This is a genomic window from Bacillus bruguierae, assembly GCF_037104725.1.
Lineage (GTDB): Bacteria > Bacillota > Bacilli > Bacillales > Bacillaceae_G > Bacillus_A > Bacillus_A bruguierae.
Map to the genome: position 1 here is coordinate 152494 of NZ_JBAWSX010000003.1, position 19828 is coordinate 172321.

20 protein-coding genes are annotated in these 19828 nt (G+C 38.7%); 13 read left to right on the forward strand and 7 right to left on the reverse strand.

Annotated elements, in window-relative coordinates; all coding sequences use genetic code 11:
• Positions 1-2 precede the first annotated feature (2 nt).
• From WAZ07_RS07425 to WAZ07_RS07475, 11 genes are all read left to right on the forward strand, one after another.
• The gene (locus WAZ07_RS07425) at positions 3-1433 is read left to right on the forward strand and encodes a sensor histidine kinase (protein WP_336471934.1); all 1431 of its coding nucleotides are present in this window, start codon (positions 3-5) and stop codon (positions 1431-1433) included.
• Between the two features lie 66 nt (positions 1434-1499).
• Positions 1500-2282, forward strand: a complete 783-nt coding sequence (locus WAZ07_RS07430) for a DUF3919 family protein (protein WP_336471935.1) — start codon at positions 1500-1502, stop codon at positions 2280-2282.
• Entirely contained in the window at positions 2279-3313 is a 1035-nt protein-coding gene (locus tag WAZ07_RS07435; protein ID WP_336471936.1) for an ABC transporter substrate-binding protein, read from the forward strand. The genes WAZ07_RS07430 and WAZ07_RS07435 overlap by 4 nt, the downstream gene beginning before the upstream one ends.
• A 19-nt stretch (positions 3314-3332) precedes the next feature.
• Positions 3333-4673, forward strand: a complete 1341-nt coding sequence (gene pgtP, locus WAZ07_RS07440) for an MFS transporter (protein ID WP_336471937.1) — start codon at positions 3333-3335, stop codon at positions 4671-4673.
• Between the two features lie 202 nt (positions 4674-4875).
• On the forward strand, positions 4876-5268 hold the full coding sequence (locus WAZ07_RS07445) for a hypothetical protein (protein WP_336471938.1): 393 nt from the start codon (positions 4876-4878) through the stop codon (positions 5266-5268).
• A gap of 464 nt (positions 5269-5732) precedes the next feature.
• Positions 5733-6920: an efflux RND transporter periplasmic adaptor subunit gene (locus tag WAZ07_RS07450; protein ID WP_336471939.1), complete on the forward strand. Its 1188-nt coding sequence runs from the start codon at positions 5733-5735 to the stop codon at positions 6918-6920.
• Complete coding sequence (locus WAZ07_RS07455) at positions 6917-7597, forward strand: ABC transporter ATP-binding protein (protein WP_336471940.1); 681 nt, start codon at positions 6917-6919, stop codon at positions 7595-7597. The genes WAZ07_RS07450 and WAZ07_RS07455 overlap by 4 nt, the downstream gene beginning before the upstream one ends.
• Positions 7594-8793 carry an ABC transporter permease gene (locus WAZ07_RS07460; protein ID WP_336471941.1) on the forward strand — a complete coding sequence of 400 codons (1200 nt, stop codon included), beginning with the start codon at positions 7594-7596 and terminating at the stop codon, positions 8791-8793. The genes WAZ07_RS07455 and WAZ07_RS07460 overlap by 4 nt, the downstream gene beginning before the upstream one ends.
• A 216-nt stretch (positions 8794-9009) precedes the next feature.
• Positions 9010-9696, forward strand: coding sequence for a YknW family membrane protein (gene yknW / locus WAZ07_RS07465; RefSeq protein ID WP_336471942.1), 687 nt, complete (start codon positions 9010-9012; stop codon positions 9694-9696).
• A gap of 158 nt (positions 9697-9854) precedes the next feature.
• A complete protein-coding gene (gene yknW / locus WAZ07_RS07470; protein ID WP_336471943.1) occupies positions 9855-10538 on the forward strand; it encodes a YknW family membrane protein in 684 nt (227 codons plus the stop codon).
• Positions 10539-11042: 504 nt separating this feature from the next.
• Complete coding sequence (locus WAZ07_RS07475; RefSeq protein ID WP_336471944.1) at positions 11043-11519, forward strand: sigma-70 family RNA polymerase sigma factor; 477 nt, start codon at positions 11043-11045, stop codon at positions 11517-11519.
• Positions 11520-11603: 84 nt separating this feature from the next.
• On the opposite strand, the gene WAZ07_RS07480 is transcribed toward WAZ07_RS07475, so the two are convergent.
• Positions 11604-12110: a competence protein ComK gene (locus WAZ07_RS07480; RefSeq protein ID WP_336471945.1), complete on the reverse strand. Its 507-nt coding sequence runs from the start codon at positions 12108-12110 to the stop codon at positions 11604-11606.
• 229 nt (positions 12111-12339) lie between these two features.
• Here WAZ07_RS07480 and WAZ07_RS07485 point away from each other — a divergent pair, with 229 nt between their 5' ends.
• Entirely contained in the window at positions 12340-12729 is a 390-nt protein-coding gene (locus WAZ07_RS07485; protein ID WP_336471946.1) for a DUF4359 domain-containing protein, read from the forward strand.
• Positions 12730-12758: 29 nt separating this feature from the next.
• Here WAZ07_RS07485 and WAZ07_RS07490 read toward each other — a convergent pair whose 3' ends face one another.
• Both WAZ07_RS07490 and WAZ07_RS07495 read right to left on the reverse strand, forming a co-directional pair.
• Positions 12759-12974, reverse strand: coding sequence for a DUF2922 domain-containing protein (locus WAZ07_RS07490; RefSeq protein ID WP_336471947.1), 216 nt, complete (start codon positions 12972-12974; stop codon positions 12759-12761).
• A 19-nt stretch (positions 12975-12993) separates the two neighbouring features.
• Positions 12994-13218: a DUF1659 domain-containing protein gene (locus WAZ07_RS07495; RefSeq protein WP_336471948.1), complete on the reverse strand. Its 225-nt coding sequence runs from the start codon at positions 13216-13218 to the stop codon at positions 12994-12996.
• 111 nt (positions 13219-13329) lie between these two features.
• Between WAZ07_RS07495 and WAZ07_RS07500 the strand changes: the two genes are divergently transcribed.
• Entirely contained in the window at positions 13330-13815 is a 486-nt protein-coding gene (locus tag WAZ07_RS07500; RefSeq protein ID WP_336471949.1) for a VanZ family protein, read from the forward strand.
• 74 nt (positions 13816-13889) lie between these two features.
• Here WAZ07_RS07500 and WAZ07_RS07505 read toward each other — a convergent pair whose 3' ends face one another.
• The 4 genes from WAZ07_RS07505 to WAZ07_RS07520 form a co-directional block, all read right to left on the reverse strand.
• Positions 13890-16646 (reverse strand): DEAD/DEAH box helicase, encoded by a 2757-nt coding sequence (locus WAZ07_RS07505; RefSeq protein WP_336471950.1) that lies wholly within the window; start codon positions 16644-16646, stop codon positions 13890-13892.
• On the reverse strand, positions 16630-18249 hold the full coding sequence (locus tag WAZ07_RS07510; RefSeq protein WP_336471951.1) for an SWIM zinc finger family protein: 1620 nt from the start codon (positions 18247-18249) through the stop codon (positions 16630-16632). Before WAZ07_RS07510 ends, WAZ07_RS07505 begins: the two co-directional genes overlap by 17 nt.
• Before the next feature lie 322 nt (positions 18250-18571).
• Positions 18572-18886 (reverse strand): DUF3910 family protein, encoded by a 315-nt coding sequence (locus tag WAZ07_RS07515; RefSeq protein WP_336471952.1) that lies wholly within the window; start codon positions 18884-18886, stop codon positions 18572-18574.
• Positions 18887-18976: 90 nt separating this feature from the next.
• Entirely contained in the window at positions 18977-19825 is an 849-nt protein-coding gene (locus WAZ07_RS07520; protein ID WP_090918061.1) for a 3D domain-containing protein, read from the reverse strand.
• Positions 19826-19828: the final 3 nt, after the last annotated feature.

Consider the following 19828-nt stretch of genomic DNA (forward strand, 5'->3'; position numbering starts at 1 on the left):
TGATGTCATTAAAACGAAATATGGTATTTGGTATAGTGGGATTATTGATCCCCATTTTGTTCCTTCTTTACATGGTAATTTATATTGTACTTGAAAAGAATATGTATCGTAATGCTGCAGGTTCGTTAGAGAAATTAAGTGTAGAAGCACAAATATACACAATGAATTATTTAGAGAAGGAGGCGGAAGTGGAGACACTAGGGCCAAATTCATTGTTAATTGCTTCTTATTTAGCAAAGCGGATGGATGTCCGTGTCCAGATGATTGGGAAGAACGGAGAAGTTGTGGCAGATACGCAAAAAGGGGCACTGCTTTATCGGAATGTTGATATTGAGCATTCACTGCAGGGAAAGAAGGCTTATGTTGTTGAAAATAGTGATCCAGCTCCGTTGTTATTGTTTTCAAGTCCAGTTTATTATGGGAATGAAGTTATTGGGGCAATCCGGTTTGTGGATGAACTGCGTGATGAGAAGGAAGTATTAATGAATGTAAGTTGGACATTTGTAGTGACATCTATTTGTTTAGTGGCAGGCGGAATTTTCTTTGCGATTCGTTTGGCGAAGTCGCTGCATAAGCCGATTGATCAATTGAGGCAAATGGCAAAACGTCTCGCAAATGGTGATTATAAAAATAAAATTGAGCTAACAGAGTATGTGGAGATTGCTCAGTTATCAGCTTCTTTTAATGCGATGGCTGATGCAATTGAGCTACATATGTCGCAATTACGGGAAGAGAAGGAGAAGCAAAAAGATTTCTTGGACCGTATTACGCATGAGTTAAAAACACCGCTTACTGCCATTATTGGTTATGTAGATTTAATTCCGAAGTTACAGCAAGAACAAGAGATAAAGGAAAGCCTTCATTATGTTTCGATAGAGAGTCAGCGTTTACTCTCTTTAGTGGAGGAGCTCTTGCAATCTTCGAAGTATGGAACGAGTACGTTTGAAGTTTCTCCGACGATCGTGGATATAAAGCAAATTGTGGATGAAGCTGTTTCGATTGTAAAGCCACGCTTGCAGCAATATGAGATCAAGGTTGTGAATGAATTATATTCTACATATGTTGTGGCGGATTTTGATAAGACGAAGCAGATTTTCTTAAATGTATTTGATAATACGATTAAATATAGTGATGCCTCGCAGATGAGAGTTAGCGCCGTTGTGAATGGACATGAAGTAAAGGTGTTAATTTATGATGATGGAATTGGAATGGATGAAGAGGTACTTGCAGAATGGAATCGTTCTTCTAAGGAGAAGGTGTTACCTTCTAGTTATGGGAATGGATACGGTTTGTTGATTTGTAAGGAGATTATGAATAAGCAAGGAGGGAGTATGCGTATCGAAAGCAGTGAGAATATGGGAACAATGATATATATGACATTTCTGTTGCCAAGGTATATGGAAGATATAAAAAATTTGAAAGCGATTAAATGATACATTTATGAAACATTTATGCAGTATTTTCGAAACAACGTTTTTTTATCTTGGAGGTAGGCAGAAATGAAAAGGCTATCATTTCAAGTTTTCTTGTTTGTCTGTTGTATGATGCTTTTTGTTCTTTTGTTTTATTTTATAGAAGAGCGGTTATATGGCCGCGTCACAATCGTAGATGACAAGCAAGCAGTTTTAAAAGGAGCAAATGAATCTGTTCCTACTGAAGTAAGAGTAAAGCATGAAAAGTGGGGAGAGCTCGTTGTCACAGACGAAGTTCGTCTGCATGCAATTATCTCATTTTTTGATCGAATTCGCATGGAAAAGAATCATGCAGATGCCTTAGAGAAAGTATTTACTGGAGAAATAACGTACTTGAACGGACATAAGCGTACGTTTGCAGTAGGTAATTTGTTTCAGTATGAGGCAGATGTGTACGGAAAGATTGGTACAGATCCAATGATCTCCGCGTTGCAAACGTATTTGTTAAGTTTATATTATACGCCTGAGAGAATTAGTGATTTCTTTGCGAATGCAAAGGAAGTGGTTGTGCGGCAAGGTGATGATGTGCGTGCTGCTGAGTTGGATTCGATACTTACGCGAATCCGGCAAGCGAAACAAATTACGGATTATGCAGAAATTCAAAATTTGCTGTATGCACAGAAAAAACCAATCGCTTATATAACCGCCTATCAAAATGGAAAACAAATCAAGAATAACCGTGAGGATATTCTTACAATCTCTGTATATGGAGATTATTTTGTTGTTCAATATCTCGGCGATAATAATGGAAATGTGATGTATATGAAAGGCTCCCTAGCATCGTTATTTGTAAAGGAGAATCATTCATGAAAAAGATAGCCTTTTTCTTCTTTTTGCTAGTAATTGGAGGAGCGATGTCTAGTTGCTCTCGAGACACTACCACTATTAAATATGATAAGAGCGGTCTTCCAATCTTAAAAGACCGTCATCTCGTTGCTTATGTAGCAGCCCGTGAAGAGATTGGTGAGGCCTTGTTATCGTCTTTTTGCAGGGAGCGCGGGTGTACGTATGAATTTATTCGTCTTTCTACAGAGGAGATGTTAAGAAGAGTAGAAGCGGAAGCCGATAATCCAAAAGCAGATGTCATTATTGGGGGCACAGTCGATGCTCATCAAACGATGAAGCGAAAGAACATTTCGGTTCCTGTCACAAGTCAGCATGCCAATAACATTTCAAAAGCCGTAAAGGATCAGGATGGCTATTGGTATGGCTATGAAGTAGAGCAGCTTGCGATCGCTATTAATAAGGAGCGATGGAAACAGGAAATGGAACCGCTTGGACTTTCTTATCCGTCAGAGTGGAAAGATTTATTACATCCTGCTTATACTGGGAAGATCGTCATGCCTGATCCGAATGTATCAGGAACAGCGTATACGTTGTTTCAATCACTACTGGATACGTTTGGAGAAAAAGAAGCAAATAATTTTGCGCTCGGACTTGCCAAACAAGTTGCAAAGGTAACGGTTAACGGCTATATGCCTGCGGAATATGTTGCGAGCGGCGAAGCGATCATCGGCATTAATTTCTTAGGAGACCAGCGTATGTTGCAAAAGCAAGGCTTTCCAATTGTAAGTAAGGTACCGAAGCAAACAGGGTTATCTGTTAATGCGATTTCTAAAATAGAACATGCACCGAGTGGTATTATAGCGGATTTATTTATTGATTATTGTTTATCAGAAGAAGCGGGGCATATTTTAGAAAAGGTTTCGTTTGGCGTACCAACGATGCTTACAGAACGGCAGCAAGAAGTGCAAGGTCAGCCAGTTGGAAACATGAATCAGTCAGTATCAGATAGTGGAATGATCGAGTTATGGAATAGACAACGTCTCTCTCAAAAGTGAAAAAAGGAGAAGAGATGATATGTTGAATTGGCTTAAGCCTGCACCAGCAATCGATCGTTTGCCAGCGAATATGATTGACAAAGTATACAAACTACTACGTCTTCGTGTGTTACTGGGAATTTCGGTTGGGTATGCAGCGTATTATTTAGTTCGCAGTAACTTTACGTTATCTAGTACGTATTTAATAAAAGAATATGGTTTTACTACAACGGAATATGGTTTATTAGGTTCCGTTACGGCGATTGTGTATGGATTAAGTAAGTTCTTTATGGGAAATTTATCAGATAAAGCGTATGCGCAGCGTTTTATTGCGGTTGGTTTATTCATATCAGCAATTATAAATATTTGTTTCGGTTTTGCATCTTCATTTGGAATGATTTTAACATTATTAGTTTTCAATAATATTTTCCAAGGAATGGGGGCACCGCCTTGTAGTACTGTAATGACAAAGTGGTTCTCGAAGAAAGAGCGCGGTACAAAAACAGGACTTTGGAATATTTCACATAATATTGGTGCGATGCTTGTACCACCGCTTGTTGGAATTGGTGTTGGTATTTTCGGTGAAAGTCATTGGCAAGCCGGCGTGTTTATCTTCCCGGCGATCATTGCAATGGTCATTTCAATTCTTATGTGGATAAATGCGAAGGATACACCAGAATCTGCCGGTCTTCCACCAATTGATGAATATCGTAATGATTATGAAGATCTTGAGAAAGCAGACAATGCCAACAAAATGTCACCAAAAGAAATTTTGATGAAATATGTAGTGAAAAACAAATTCATTTGGTATTTATGCATTGCGAACGCATTTGTATATTTAATTCGTTTCGGTGTTATTAACTGGGTACCAATTTATTTAACAACAGTTAAAGGATTTACAAAAACAGAGGCGCATGCAGCGTATTCCATTTTTGAATTTATGGCAATTCCAAGTTCATTAATCGTAGGTCTGTTAAGTGACAAGTTATTTAAAGGAAAACGTATGCCACTATGTGTGTTTAGTATGGTTGGTGTTGTTATCGGAACGCTAGTATACTGGCAAGCGTCGAATATACTTGTTGTAAGTGCGGCAGTTTCGATTATTGGTTGCTTAATTTACGTACCACAATTTTTAATTGGTTTAAGTGCAATGGAGTTAGTACCAAAATTCGCAGTAGGTACAACAGTTGGTATGTGCGGCTTGTTCGGTTATTTAGGAGGAAGCTTAGTTGCAAACGCAGCGATTGGTGTTATCGTTGATCGTTCTGGTTGGGACGGCTGTTTCATTCTATTATTAGCAGGCGGTATTTTATCTACTGTATTCTTATTCATCGTTCAATTTGGTCATGAGAGAAAAGAGTCTAAGAAGCAAATTGCTTAATGATTTAGGAGAGGAGAATCTATCAATGGATAGATTCTCTTTTTTAATTAAACGTTTGTTTAAAGGAAATACTACTTTTTTCGGTCATATGTAAGTCGTTTTTGTTCTGTGAAATATAGAAAAAATTACAATTCATTCACAATATCTTAACCTTCAATTGTTAAAATTAGGTAATTAACAATATAGAAGGTGAGATGTTGATATGCAAATGTTTACTACTGAAGTGGAAAGAATTTACCGTTGTACGGCAATTGTTGTAACAGGTGAGAATATGTATGAATTTAGACTGCGCAGTACAGAAATGGGGGTTGTAGTTCACTTGTTGGATGAAGAGAAAGAAGAATGGTCACCGTTATGTATCGAAACATTTATAGATGTTTCAGGATCTGCTTTTCCTGATGAAGAATCGAAGGAACGATTTCGAGTAGAATGTAATAGTGAAACGGGTTGGATTTTACAAATGTACGGTGAGGATTTTGGAAATGAGCATCAACGCCCAATGACACCTGGCGAACTCAAGGCGTTTGAATTTGTGAATGAAAATATACCAGATGAGATAGTGATTGCACCGAAACAAGCGATTATGTGGCAATAAGAGAATGAAATATAAACTGAAAAAACGACATCAGTATTTTAGGCGGGCAAGAGCATCTGACCATGTGTAGAAGCGGTCAGGGCCTGTTTCTGCCACATGAAAGGGTTAAAACAGTGCAGGTCATGTTTTGCTTTGCATAGTAGCAATTTATATGTTGAAAAGTCAAAATGGATTTGTTCATATAATTAGAAAAGGGCGTAGTTTAAGGCCCTTTTTTTGTTTCGAATAACTGGGGTTCTAAAAGTGGATAAATCATTTTTCTTAATCAAACGTTTGTTTAAGAAAAATATGCATATATGCATATTAGTGAGTATTGAATTTTAAAACATGCCATTGTTTGATACAATTTATAATATATAAACTATGCAATGTAAATGCAAGAAATGTCGGATGTTTGTTGAGATATTTTGGAAAAGTTTGTATAATTTAATTATATTAACGATTTAAGTAAAAGGAGAGAGACAATGTTACCAAATACGGTTCGTACTCCGAATAAAAAGAAAAAATGGATTATCATTGGAGTTATTGCTCTTATTATTATCGTAGCTGCTGCAAATATTTTTATGATGCAGAGTAAGAAAAAAGGGAGCACAGAAGATGTGAAGTTTAGGGAAGTAACAGAACGTCAGCTCAATAATACAAAACTTGTTTCCGGTCAAGTGAAACCAGGGAATATTGAGAGTTTCTATGCGGATGCGACTAAAGGAAAAGTAAAAGATATTGCTGTAAAAGAAGGACAAGAAGTGAACAAAGGGGACAAGTTGTTCTCTTATGATAATGAAGAAATTAATTTGCAAGTAAAGCAAGCAGAAATAGAACAAAAAATGACTTCTATGCGCTATGATCAAGGGAAGAAAAAAATAGATTCATTGAAACAAGATATTAAAAAAGCGAAGGATAGCGGAGCGACGAAAGAGATGATCGATCCGTTAGAATCCCAATTAAATGAATTGGAAATGCAACAAAAAACAGCTGACCTTGAAAAAGAAAAAGTGAATCTTCATATAGAAGAATTAAAGAAAAAGCAAGGTGAGCTTACGGTTTACAGTAATTTTTCCGGTGTTGTGCAAAAGTTTGATAAAGATGCTTCGCAAGGTTCTACGCCAGTAATGGGTGGACAAGGGAAAGCATTTTTACAAATCGCCTCTAAAGATCCATTCCAAATTCAAGGTACATTAACTGAACTACAAAAATCACAAATCCAAAAAGATCAAACGATTACAGTGACGGCAAAGGCAGCGCCGAAGAAGAAGTGGACTGGGAAAGTTACAGAGGTAAGTGAATATCCGACAAGTGCGGAGGCAAATATACAAGCTCCAGCAGGCGGAGAAGCAGGACAAAATATGTCTTATTATACATATAAAGCATCACTAGATTCCCAAGATGGATTATCACCAGGATATCATGTATCTATTCAAGTAAACGTAGAGAATAGGAAAATGGTTGCTGTTCCTCATAAAAGCATTGTAGAGGAAAAAGGTGAATCATTTGTGTATGTAGAGGATAAAGGAAAGCTTCGCAAGCAAATTGTGAAGAAAGGTTCAAGCGATGGAGATTGGGTTGAAGTAGCTGAAGGCGTAACAGTAGGACAAAAGGTGGTTGAAAATCCTTCCGATAAAGTGTTTGACGGAATGGAAGTGAAGAAAAAATGATTACCTTAAGCAATATTCATAAAACGTATTATCAAGGGAGTTTAGCTGTACCAATTTTACATGGTATTAGTTTAAAGATTGATAACGGTGAGTTTGTTTCGATTATGGGACCGTCTGGATCGGGGAAATCAACGCTTATGAATATTATTGGTTGTCTCGATCGGCCAACAGAAGGGGAATATATGCTGAATGATGTAAATATTTTAACGGCAGATGAGTCCAAATTGGCACTCATTCGAAATGAATACATCGGTTTTGTGTTCCAGCATTTTAATTTACTGCCTCGTCTTTCAGCGGTGGAGAATGTAGAGCTTCCGCTTGTTTACGGCGGTATAAAGAAAGCAGAGCGCCGCGAGCGGGCATTAGAGGCATTAGGGAAGGTAGGACTCGCGGATCGCGTACATCACTTGCCAAATGAATTATCAGGTGGACAAAAGCAACGCGTCGCAATTGCACGTGCGATTGCAAATAATCCAACGTTTATTATGGCTGATGAACCAACAGGTGCACTTGATACGAGGTCAGGTGAACAAGTTATGAATATTTTCACCCAGCTGAACAAAGAAGGTACAACGATTGTAATGGTTACGCATGAGGAGGAAGTAGCAGCGTATTCATCTCGCCGCATTGTGCTCAGAGATGGGAAAATTACAGAAGATAGAAGGTGTGCGGTATGAGTTTACTAGATAGTATTAAAATTGCTCTTTCTTCTATTCTAGCTCATAAGTTGCGCTCCGCACTGACAATGCTTGGGATTATTATCGGTGTTGGCTCTATTATTACTGTCGTTGCGATTGGGCAAGGCGGAGAAGCAATGCTGAAGTCCCAATTTGCAGGTATGGGTAATAATGTTATTCCAATTCAGTTTCATACGGATATCGATGATCCATTTACGCAGGGACTAGGAGAACGTCCTGCATTAACAGATGAAGATATTTTTGCACTGAAACAATTGCCAGAAATTAATCATGTTGTTACGACAAATGCGGGTATGGAACCACTCGATATTAATGATAAAAAGGACATGACTAATATTATTGGACTTGATAGTGAATATTTTGCGGTGAATAAAATCAAATTGGTTGAAGGCCGCTCTTTAAATGAATCGGATGTTGAGCGTGGTAATAACGTTGCGATAATTAGTACGAAAGCAAAGGATACTTTTTATCCGAAAGAAAATCCTGTTGGAAAAATTATCGAGTTAAAAGGCCAGCCATTGCAAATTATCGGGGTGTATAAATCTGATAATGAATTTATGGGCATGGGGATATCGGAAATGTTAATTCCAATTTCTCTTTGGCCAACACTATATGGGAAAAGTGAAATTCAAAATATTTCGGTGCAAGTGAAAAATGTTGATCAAATGGAAGCGGCAGGGAAAAAAGCTGTTGGCGTTTTAAACGATCGAAAACCAAATGATGTTCCGGGGAAGTATGAAGTTCTCGACCTTGAGAAAATGCAAGCAAGCATTTCAAAGGTAACGAGTATTATGACGATGATTATCGGTGGTATTGCGGGTATTTCCCTTGTCGTTGGCGGCATCGGCGTTATGAATATTATGCTCGTATCTGTTACGGAACGTACGCGTGAAATTGGTGTTCGTAAAGCGCTCGGTGCAACGCGCGGGAAAATCTTGCTTCAATTCTTAATCGAGGCCGTGATGTTAACACTTCTTGGTGGCTTGATTGGAATTGGCCTTGGATACGGAGGCGCATATATCGTTTCTACCTTTGCGAAATGGCCACCGCTCGTTTCATGGGAAGTTGTGCTTGGCGGCGTCCTATTCTCGATGACGCTCGGCATTATTTTCGGACTAATTCCAGCGAACAAAGCAGCGAAATTAGATCCAATCGAAGCATTGCGCTATGAATAAAGTGAAACTTCTCTCAGTGGTGGGCTTTATTCCCTGCTGAGAGAAAGCCCACCCAATCGGGCTTTTACGGGCAGTTTTCTTCCCTGCTCTTATCCAGCCTTTACTGTCCACGAATAGCGGGATAACACCCAGTTCTTGTGGGTGGTGAATCCCTGTTTGAAAAAGTGGGGATTCACCACCCGTTAGAACGGGTATAAAATAAAGGAGGTTTTACATATGGAAGCGAACGTAAACACGCAGAAGGTAAGCGGAGAGAAGCCCTCATTATTTGGAATGATTACCTCACCTAGCTTGCAGTTTCAGAAAATGAGAAGTAATGCACCGGTGTGGGGCGCGTTTTTCTTAATGGTTGTATTAGGCGGTATTATGGGAGCTATTGGTACATATTTATATTCTATGGACCCTGCAATTGTCGCGAAAAATAAAGAGCTTGGCGTAGAAGTGCCTATGGCAGTTACATTAGGTAGTGGATTTGTATTTGCAGCAATTATTTTTATGTTCACATTCTTTATTAGTGCAGCTCTGTATAAAGTACTTATGATGTTTATGGGCAATGATACGTCTTATAAAAAGTTATTAGCGATTATTGTTTATTCTAGTATTATTACAGTTCTTGGTGGCATTATTAATATGGTATTAGCATGGATTTTTGGCGGAAATGGTCAAGAAATGTATACAGGATTAGGAATGCTATTTGCTTCTACTGGCGGTGTTGTACATGGCATTGCAAAGGCATTTGAAGTTTTTGCGATTTGGGGATTATTTGTAACGGGATTAGGACTGCACATTACAGCAGGTTTAAGCAAGAAACAAGCGACAATTCTTGTTGTAGTTTTCTTTATCATATCATTGGCATTTGGCGCAATTGGTGGCTTTCTTGGTGGCTTAGTCCCAAAAATGTAATATAAGATCATGTTTATCAAAACGGCTCATATAGGGCCGTTTTATTCGTAGAAGTGTCCTTTTGTTTATAGGAAAGCCCTTTTATTCTTATGGGCGGTTCGTGTGCAAAAAGAACGGCTCATAAAAATGGAATGTACAATAAAAGAGGAGATTTGTATATGAAATCGAATGTAGATGTACAAAAAGTAGGGGGAGAAAAACCATCTTTATTTGGAATGATTACATCCCCGGGTTTGCAGTTTGAAAGAATGAAAACAAATGGCTCGGTGTGGGGTGCGCTTATTATCTTAGCTGTGCTTGGTGGAATGGTATCGATTATTAACAATTATATAAACTTCAATTCACCTCAATTACAAGCGGTGATGGAGAACGAACAAGCTGCAATGTTTAAAAATATCACAATTGGGATTTCATTTTTTACTGGTATGCTTGGAGTGGCAGCGGGATTCATGTTTACAGCTGCAGTTTATAAAGTTATTATGATGGTTATGGGCAATGATACACCTTATCAGAAATTGTTATCTATCACAGTGTATACAGGTTTAATTACATGTATTGGTTTGTTAATAAATGGTGTATTAGCAATTGTATTCGGCGAGGACGGTACTGTGAAATATACAAGCTTGGGACCTTTATTTGAAAAGGGTACAGTGGCTTTTGGAATCGGAAGTACAATTGACATTTTCTTAATTTGGGTTCTCGTTGTAACGGGATTAGGACTGCACATTACAGCGGGCTTAAGTAAGAAGCAAGCAACAATTTTTGTTGTAGTTTTCTTTATCATATCATTGGCATTTAGTGCAGCTGTTGGCTTAGTTAGTGGCTTATTCCCAAAGGCATAATATAAGATCATGTTTATCGAAACGGCTCATGTAGAGCCGTTTTTTTGTTGTACATTGGCGAGGAACCTTTCTATGGTATCGAAGCGCCTATATAAATCGGTTTTAATTTTCCGACATATAAGTTACTGCTATGCAGACTGCCAAACGACCTGTACTCGTTTGCTCCCTTAGCTTTAAAACATCGCATGTGGCAGGAAAGGGCCCTGACCGCTCCTATGTACGGCCAGTTGCTCTCGTCCGCCCCTAAAAAGAAAGAGGTTTTTATGTCGGGTTTTTAATTTGGATATATATATACGGAGAGTTTCTGCTAATATATTGGCGTCGAAAATAAATTTGTTATGGAATTTCACATAAGACTAGCAGAATTTTAAATACTGCATAGGTAAATTTGGAATTCTGTTAGTCTGTCATGAAATGCAGTGCAGTGAAGGGGATATCATTTTCTTATAAGGTAAAGATACCGCGGAATAACAAAGAGGTATACCTTTTAGAAGTGGGTCAAATGTGAAGCCAGTTACCTTTACGGAAACCGTAGCGCTGTATGAGAAGATGATTAAAAATCAAATAAAGAAACTGTGTATTTACCGGGATTATGAAGAGTATTATCAATGCGGGCTCATTGCACTTTGGCGGGCGTATGATAAATATGATGAGAAGAAGGGAAGTTTTCCGGCATATGCGCTTGTGACGGTGCGCGGTTATTTGTTAGCACAGTTAAAGAAGGAGCGTCGTTTTCAAGACCGTGAGACTTGTACGGAGCAGTATATTTTAGAAAGTATAAGTGGTGAAGAGAAGCGGACGGAGGTGTTTGAGTATATGAGTATGCTAGAGGAGAATGAGCGGTTTGTCTTATTTGAGCATTTCTACGGCGGAAAGAAAATGCACGAGATTGCAGATGAGTTAGGTATGACCTATCATCAAGCACGCTGGATATATAGACAAGCACTGAAAAAAATACGGGCGCATGCAGTGGAGAAATGATAGAAAAAAGAGGCGATATCGTATGATGCTGCCTCCCTTTTCTATATGTATGCAGAGTTTATTTTGCTTTAACAGAAAGTAACATTAAAGAGGAGGAAAAAAACGTTCTGCTGGCAGGAGTTTCATTTTATCTAGAAGATTGAGTTTTGCTAAAATATGACCAGCTTTTATCCACTGCTTCTCCATTTGATTGGGACTAATAGGGAAAATTTGATTTTTACCGTTACGAAAGTGTATGTTTGTGTGGCGTGAATCATGACGTTCAAGTCTCTCTATGTGAGCATAAAATATCCAGGAGCATGGCCAAGATGAAGGTGACTTTGTAGGAATGGCGCAAATGTAGTGTTGGTGGTCAATAGGGATTGGGATGTTTTGTTTAAAGTGGCAACATTCTTGAATGGCTAATCGTTTTCCTTCATAAGTAGAGTAGTTTCGCATAATGCAACTTTCACGAATGAGTTGTAACGGTGTTTTCACTGAAAAGATGATTCTTTGCGTTTCCAAAATTTTTGTTTGATAAACAGGATGAGCGTACGCCTCAAGTGCCATCGTTTGCGCTGAAATTTCATACCAATCAACTAAGTAAGTCAATGAAAAAGCCTCCTTGTATTGTAATAGATTACATTTTCTATTATAAAAATAAAACATAAAAATAACTTAAAGAATTTGTAAATTAATGTTAAAAAATGTATTTATTTACTGTTTATTCCCGATATTTGTGGGAGGGATACCCGGCTAGAAATTTGTAACTATTTAGGTTGTCTAATTTGCAATGCGATTCCATATATATGAAAATGGAAAGGATAGGCGGTGAGGAAATATGAAATGGAAATATGTGCTTCTCGCTTTGGTTCTCGTGTTTTTCGTATATTTAGCAAATAGTAACCCGAGTAAAGGAGAATATACAGACTGGGCAGCAAAGCAATTTATGACACGGAATGATATTCATAAGAAGTTGACGGAAGTTGAGCAAGAAGATAAAGAAGGGATTCTTGGTGAGTTAGCTACAATTGGAAAGAAATTAGCGAAGAACTATGTAGAGCCGCAAGTTGGTTTATTAATTGATCACTATACGGAGCGCAATGACTATATTTTCTTCTCGACATATACAACAGAGTTTAAGATAGGGAAAGAAAATTATAAATATGTTTCAGTTGGTATATCACATATCTTTATACCAGTTGAAATGCCAAAAAAGAAAGAGGAGTAGCCCATGGGTTACTCTTCTTTCTTTTTTGCTTATATGTTAATTTTTACCTCAGAAACGCTCTTCTGGATAATGCGTGCGCCTTTTTTGCGAGCATGCTGCCCAAGTGTTAGAAAAATACCAGTCGATATAATTGTGTCCATGACGCTAGTTACTGTTTGTTCGTTTACAGGTGTAACAGGATTTTCGATTGAGAAAGTTGTTGTTTTACCATCGTCTTTTAAGAAAACGAGTTCGAGTACTTCCATTTGTTATCCCCTCCTTTTGTTATAGGTTAGATACGTCAGTTGTGCTGACAAGCTGAACTGCGTCAAGCTTGTGCTGTTGTAGTGAAGCAATTGCAGCTGCAACTTCGTGTACTTTGCTTAAGTCTGCATCTGGTTTAACATTTTTAAATTGTTTGTTTTTCATGATAGCTTTTCCATTTTTGTCTGAACCACCGTTTAGGACAAGGCGTAAGCTCATATCGGATACAGTTGTTTGAATCGCCATGTTTTTCACCCCCTTTTCGTCATATATATAGGTGATAAGGTCACATTTTTGGCGTGAATTTTTTTCTTTTTTTTGATACGCTTAAAGGAAATAAAGTAAGGAGCTTTAAACATGAATCGTAAGTGGTTATTTTGGATTCCCGTTTTAGTATGGATGGGAGTCATTTTTTATTCATCATCTCAGCCATATCAAGAGCAAGATATGCGTCCAGATATTATGAAATATGTGAATGCGGAGTTTGTGAAAGAGCATTTTTCATGGGTATCCATTGATTACGGGGGAGGGACTCCTATTAGCATTGTGAACAAAGGGGTCGATGGTTTTATTGAATTTTTTATTCGTAAAGGTGCTCATTTTACTGTGTTCGGTATTCTTGGTGCACTGTCATATTTCGCGTTATTGCGGTGCGGGTTTAAGCGAAAGCAAGTTTTTTGGTTGTCGCTACTTCTCGTTGCTATGTATGCGAGTATGGATGAGATTCATCAATCCTTCACAGGTGACCGTACACCGATGTGGCAAGATTCTGTATTAGATACGTGCGGTGGCATCACAGGTATCTTAATAAGTCGTTTTGTTTGGAAAAGAAAAAGGAGCTGAAAAATAGCTCCTTTTTTATATATCGGCGTTTCGACACAATATAAAGACCCTCAGGCAACGTGCGGCGCGACTACTTATACTCCTAATAGTTCTTTCAGCTCGTTTGTTGATAGTTCTGTAATCCAGTTTTCACTTGTAATAATCGCATTATTGAGCGATTGTTTTCGCTCGAGCATTTCATCAATTTTTTCCTCAAGTGTTCCTGTTGTAATGAGTTTATGCACATGGACAAAGCGTTTTTGACCGATGCGATAAGCGCGGTCTGTCGCTTGGTTTTCAACGGCAGGATTCCACCAGCGGTCGTAATGAATAACATGGTTGGCTGCGGTTAAGTTAAGTCCTGTTCCGCCCGCTTTTAAAGAGAGCAGAAAAATGCCGTGTTGTCCATTTTGAAACTGTTCAATCATTTTATCGCGTTCTTTTTTCGGTACACTTCCATTTAAGAAGATGACGCGCTCTCCAAAATGTTCTTCTAGCAATGTTTGCAGCATATTTCCCATTCGAATATACTGCGTGAAAATGAGGCAGCTTTCATGCTGATCACGTATGTTTTCAACGAGTTCTAATAATGTTTCTATTTTCATGGAACGCTTAATTAAGTTTGCGGGTAGCTCTTCTTTTAAATAGAGAGCAGGATGGTTACAAATTTGTTTTAGTTTATTTAACATGAGCAAAATAAAGCCGCGGCGCTCAATACCTGTTAATCCTTCTACATTCTTTAACGTATCTTGAACGAGTTGTTCATAGAGTGATGCTTGTTCTGCCGTTAACGAGCAGTATGCTTTTTGCTCTTGTTTATCTGGTAAGTTCAAGGCAACTGACTTATCTTGCTTCGTGCGGCGCAGTAAGAACGGTGCGATTAAGCGCTGCACTTGCTGAATCTTTGTTTCATCGCGATCTTTTTCAATTGGTGTCACAAAGCGGCGCTGGAACTGCAGTAAACTGCCAAGATAGCCGTGATTCAGAAAATCAAAGATAGACCATAATTCTGATAAACGGTTTTCCATCGGTGTTCCTGTTAAAGTGATTTTATGATTTGCTTGTAATTTTCGAACAGCACGCGATTGTTTTGTGTGCGGATTCTTTATATTTTGCGCTTCGTCGAGAATAATCGCATCCCAGCGCTGTAAGCTGAGCTCTTCTTCATCAAGCTGCGTGAGTGCATAGGATGTCAGAATTACATCAGCGTCTTGCACGAAATTAGACAAATCTTCTCCCTTTGTTCGGTTGCCGCCGTAATGGAGTTTCACTCGTAAGCTCGGTGCAAAGCGCTCGAACTCTTTTTGCCAGTTACCGAGAACAGATGTAGGCGCCACAATAAGTGCTGGGCCTGTTTTTAGGTTGTGTTCTTTTATATATAGTAAGTAAGTAATGGTTTGGATACTTTTCCCAAGTCCCATATCGTCTGCTAGTAACGCACCGAATCCTAGCTCTCGTAAATAGAGAAGCCACTCGACTCCTTGTTGTTGGTATGGTCTTAATGTTGCTTGTAAGGAAGTTGGCACTTTTATAGATGGGATCTCTCCAATGTGCAGCAATCTTTCAAACAGCTTGTCATAATAATCATCGAGTTCGATTTCCATATCTGCAAATGGATTTTCTTCTTCGACTACTTCTGTTTCTGCACCTCGAAGTAATCGCTGCTGTACGACATCTTTCATTTCAAGTCCGTATTTGTCTGCTTTCTTCATCAGCTTTTTCACTTCTTCGATAAATGCAGGGTCAAGTCTCATCCATTGTCCGTTTATATGAATAAGACGTCTGTTTTGTTCAATGAGCGCGAGAAATTCGGCCTCTGATAAATCGATGCCGTTTGTAGAAATACGCCAGTCAAAATCTACGAGCGTATTCATTCCAAAGAATGCCTGTCCTGCTTTTGCATTATGTTTCACTTGGACGCGCAATTTTGGTTTATTTGCCTTCAAGTTTTGCCACCATGATGGCAGTAAAATATCAACACCAGCTGCTAGCAATTCATTGCTGGCTTCTGTTAAAAAGCGCCATGCTTCCGTTTCGTATAATTCACCTCGAAATATACCATCTTCCATTAACCAAGGTACGAGTTTGCCGAAACCTTCTTGCGTTTCAGTAATACGGGCTTCGTGATTCAACCATCTTTTGGGCAGAGATCTGTCCTCTGTATATACGTATATTCGATGAGTGCCGCGCTTTGGTGTTAATATTGTTTCGAGCTGCCACGTTTCAAAATCATTCTCCGGTTCTTGGAGGCGGAGTCCAACTGTAAATGGTAGGTCATCTTCAAGATAGCCAATTTTACGCAGCCAATCGTTTTCATGAATGGCTGTTTCGAGCTGTCTTTTCGTAAAGTCATAATGCTCATATAAGCGTTTTGCACTCTCCCATGCCTTTTCAGAACGAGTATGATGGCGAAGTGTTTCATTAATTGCCCCTGAAAACAGTGTTTGCATCGTTTCATCTATTACTTCTTCATGAGCAATTTTCCAGGAGGGATATTGATGCCATTGTTTTATATCTGGAAGGAAATCTCCGGTTGTATAAGCCTCCCACATTTTTTCTGCCAATGGCGCGAGTTCACTAATAGCTGCACTTGTTTGTAATTTTGTAAATGAATTTACTGGTTTTTTTGCGATATATTCAAATGCTTGAGTAGCGTTTAAAATGATACCGCTCCGCTGTTCATACGTTCCTTCTTGCAGAAGTGTTCCATAGAAAGAAGAGGAGTGCCATGTGAACGCATGTTGTTTCCAATTGATTAGAGGCAAACTGTTCCCTGTTTCATCTTCTGCCCAAAGAAACCAGTTTTGTTTCATTCGTTCAAGCCGAATGGTAATGTCAATTTGTGTTGTCATGGATCAACTTTCCTTTCCGCAGTTCTTCTTGTAATGCTCGTAGTCGTGAATGAGAGGTAGCAATGATCATAATGAAGGACTCCCATTCGTCTATCCGTTTGAGCTTTTTGTAAAGTGTTCTTAGTTTTTTTAAGTAGCGAACAGCTCTGCGGTAAGATTTGCGATTCTTTTCCTCAATAGCTTGCATAGCAGCATAATGATAGAGCGGAAGAGCAGCTTCCGGTGCTTCTTTTTCAACTTCTTTTAATGGTTCTTTTAACAATTCAATGGCTTCAAATCCATACAGTAAATGAAGCTCTGTCCATGTGTGATATTGCTTTTTGGCGAGTACATATTGTTCATAGCTGGTAAAGCTATATGGTAATAATTCTTGAAGAATCATCTCATAGCCAGCTTGTTCGTTCGTATGCGTTGCATATGTTTCATACATCATCATAAATAAGCGGACAACATCCTTTACAAAGTATGAGTCGTGCTCGGTCGTTATCGTTTCTTTTACTCGCTTGTAAGTGAAGGATAGCCACCCTTTTGCCCGCTCCCACTGCATGGAACTTAATAAATCTTCAAGCCAATCAAAGTAAAGGCCAACAACTTGGGGTGGCTGTGCTCTTAGTACATTCATTGCTTCTTTATCTTTTCGCTGTAGAAAGAGAAGATGAGCAGATGCAAGTGCTTTTGATAAGGGATGCATTTTTGTTTCAATCCGCTGCTGTTCTTCCTCTATCCAAGCTGGTTCTACGAAAAGCTCTCCCCATAGATGGCGATAAATAAAAAATCGCTCCTGTGTATAAGAAGGGGCAGAGAAGAAGATCGTATGTAGCATTTCAGCAATGTTCTGCAGAAATGGCTGTAGTACATCTTGAAATGGTTCAGCTTTCAAATCTTGTACAATGTTTTCTATTTTATTAACAAAAAGCTGTACGATATTGATTGGCTGATGATAAGAATAGAGCTCATCTGCTTCAAAGGTTTGAATCTCCTCAAGCAGTTTTTGAAAAGAAAAGAGTGCTGCACTTAGTTTAAATAATTCATGAACTGTAACAATGCGCGGTGCTTTTCGTTCAATTTTCATATAGAACTCTGTAAAAATATTCATCAGAAAATACATTTGTTTGTATGAAAGACGTGCGTGTTCTTTAGCAAATGCATCGTACTCAGATGCAAAGTACGGAAGCCAGCTTTCATAATCTGTATCGTTAAAATCGGTCATTTGCAGCATTTGCCGTGCTGTGCGAATGGGCGGGAGCACCGGCTTCGTTTTCTTTTTAAATAAAGTTAGAATGTCTCCTACTTGTCCAAAACTTGAGGCTGCATATAGTAATACGGCAAGCATATGCTCACATTGTGTTGGTGAAAAGCAATCACAGTAACTTTCAGACACGTTTCGAATTGGAATATTTACACTATAAATATCCCCGTCATGTTCGACTGTCCCTGACAATGTATATCCATCGAAATCAACGTTATACACAAGGCCACTACGGTAAAGCTGAAGTGCATTTGATACTTGTTCTTTGTCAGTTGTTTGCTGTGGATCGAGTCCTTTTAAAAACTCATTGGCAATTTCCATAATTTCATCTTTCGTAATTGAATGTTGCAGCATAATGTTCCTCCGCGCAAAAGATTTCCTTCTTTTCTATTATAAAGTGAAACTTCCCTCAGTGGGGGTTTTGTTCTCTCCCACTGAGGGTTAGTTGAACCAATCGGGCTTTTAGGGGCAGTTATTCCCCGCCTATCTTCTTTGTCTTTCCCTGAATCTTGAGGTGGGGATTACTGCCGGTTAATGCGGGATAAAGTGAAACTTCCCTCAGTGGGGGAGTAGTTGAATTAACCAAGCTCTTATGGGCAGTTATCTCCTGATTTTCTCCTTTTCATTCCCTTAACATCTAATTGGGCAGAGAAGTAATGTAAAAAGACTATCTCTTTCATGAAGAGGTAGTCTTTTTGTGTAATATGCTTTGCACATAAGAATCTTGCAAAATCATTTCGATTAAAGGAATCGTTTTATTTTTGAAGTAATGGCCAGTGTCGATTGGAAATGGCTTTTGGCTGCCAGGCTTGATGCCGTATTGTATGATTTTGTATTCTACGTCCTCGCTGTGCTGTAAAATGATGAGTCTATACCGATTATCGTCATGTTCTAATGAAAAATCAATTGCAGTCGCATCGTATGTAACGGCATCTTTATATACATACGGAGCTGGTGTACCAATCCAGTCAACGTTTGCGTTTATATCCATATGAATGCCTCCTTTCTTCTATTATAAGAAAAATAAGAGCCAGCTCTCAACTGATGAGAGCTGGCTCGTTTTTTTTAGTAACAATAGCAATTAGTCTAAAATTTTCACTTTTACAGTTTTACGTCCCCATTTGTTTGCAGCACTGTCAGAGCCTACTAGGACGTCGATACGATTTCCTTTAATTGCACCGCCAGTATCACCAGCAACTGCTTCACCGTATCCTTCTACCCAAATTTTTGATCCAAGTGGAATTACTTTCGGGTCAACAGCAACCATTTTCATACCTGGATTTGCTGTTAGGTCATGACCCATTGCAGTTAAGACACGACCGCCATGTGTGCCGCCATTTTCGCTTGGATGAGCTGTGTAAGCAGTTGCCACAACTGTTAATTCACGGCCATTAGCTTTCGCAGCTTTTGTTTCTGTAGCAGTCTGCGTTTCTTGAGCTTGAGCCGGTTGAGCTTTTGCTGGAGCAGGTGCTTGTTCTTGAGCTTTTACAACAGGTGCATCACCTGTTACATAAGGAACATTTACATAAGCTGTTTTTCCATTATATTCAAATTGTAACCAATCGTTTTGAACTTGATGTGTTGTTTCGATCACATCATCTTTCTTTAATGTCCCCAGAATTTCTGAGTTTGTGTTTGCATCAGCGCGTACATTTAATACGTTTGCTGTTACATAATAGATGTTTTTCGTAAATTCTGAGCTTACGAATCCTTCTTTACCATTTAGGTTTACTTTTAGCCAACCGTTTTCTGTATTCTTAACATCTAATTTATGACCATCTAATACTTTGCCTACAACTTTTGATTCAATATTTGGGTTTTCTCGTACGTTTAGTACGTCTGTTTTAACAACTGTTTCCGCTTGTGCAGAAGAAGTGAAAATCCCAAGACCAAAAACTGCTACTGTTGCTATACCAAGTAATTTTTTCATGAA

Bases quoted from the DNA above. Each gene is read 5' to 3' on its own strand.
- WAZ07_RS07455 (WP_336471940.1), top strand. From the start codon at position 6,917: ATGATTACCTTAAGCAATATTCATAAAACGTATTATCAAGGGAGTTTA.
- WAZ07_RS07515 (WP_336471952.1), bottom strand. From the start codon at position 18,886: ATGGATATAAACGCAAACGTTGACTGGATTGGTACACCAGCTCCGTAT.
- WAZ07_RS07460 (WP_336471941.1), top strand. From the start codon at position 7,594: ATGAGTTTACTAGATAGTATTAAAATTGCTCTTTCTTCTATTCTAGCT.
- WAZ07_RS07490 (WP_336471947.1), bottom strand. From the start codon at position 12,974: ATGGAAGTACTCGAACTCGTTTTCTTAAAAGACGATGGTAAAACAACA.
- WAZ07_RS07445 (WP_336471938.1), top strand. From the start codon at position 4,876: ATGCAAATGTTTACTACTGAAGTGGAAAGAATTTACCGTTGTACGGCA.
- WAZ07_RS07505 (WP_336471950.1), bottom strand. From the start codon at position 16,646: ATGACAACACAAATTGACATTACCATTCGGCTTGAACGAATGAAACAA.
- WAZ07_RS07520 (WP_090918061.1), bottom strand. From the start codon at position 19,825: ATGAAAAAATTACTTGGTATAGCAACAGTAGCAGTTTTTGGTCTTGGG.
- WAZ07_RS07500 (WP_336471949.1), top strand. From the start codon at position 13,330: ATGAATCGTAAGTGGTTATTTTGGATTCCCGTTTTAGTATGGATGGGA.
- WAZ07_RS07510 (WP_336471951.1), bottom strand. From the start codon at position 18,249: ATGCTGCAACATTCAATTACGAAAGATGAAATTATGGAAATTGCCAAT.
- pgtP (WP_336471937.1), top strand. From the start codon at position 3,333: ATGTTGAATTGGCTTAAGCCTGCACCAGCAATCGATCGTTTGCCAGCG.
- WAZ07_RS07425 (WP_336471934.1), top strand. From the start codon at position 3: ATGTCATTAAAACGAAATATGGTATTTGGTATAGTGGGATTATTGATC.
- WAZ07_RS07485 (WP_336471946.1), top strand. From the start codon at position 12,340: ATGAAATGGAAATATGTGCTTCTCGCTTTGGTTCTCGTGTTTTTCGTA.
- yknW (WP_336471942.1), top strand. From the start codon at position 9,010: ATGGAAGCGAACGTAAACACGCAGAAGGTAAGCGGAGAGAAGCCCTCA.
- WAZ07_RS07430 (WP_336471935.1), top strand. From the start codon at position 1,500: ATGAAAAGGCTATCATTTCAAGTTTTCTTGTTTGTCTGTTGTATGATG.
- WAZ07_RS07450 (WP_336471939.1), top strand. From the start codon at position 5,733: ATGTTACCAAATACGGTTCGTACTCCGAATAAAAAGAAAAAATGGATT.
- WAZ07_RS07495 (WP_336471948.1), bottom strand. From the start codon at position 13,218: ATGGCGATTCAAACAACTGTATCCGATATGAGCTTACGCCTTGTCCTA.
- WAZ07_RS07435 (WP_336471936.1), top strand. From the start codon at position 2,279: ATGAAAAAGATAGCCTTTTTCTTCTTTTTGCTAGTAATTGGAGGAGCG.
- yknW (WP_336471943.1), top strand. From the start codon at position 9,855: ATGAAATCGAATGTAGATGTACAAAAAGTAGGGGGAGAAAAACCATCT.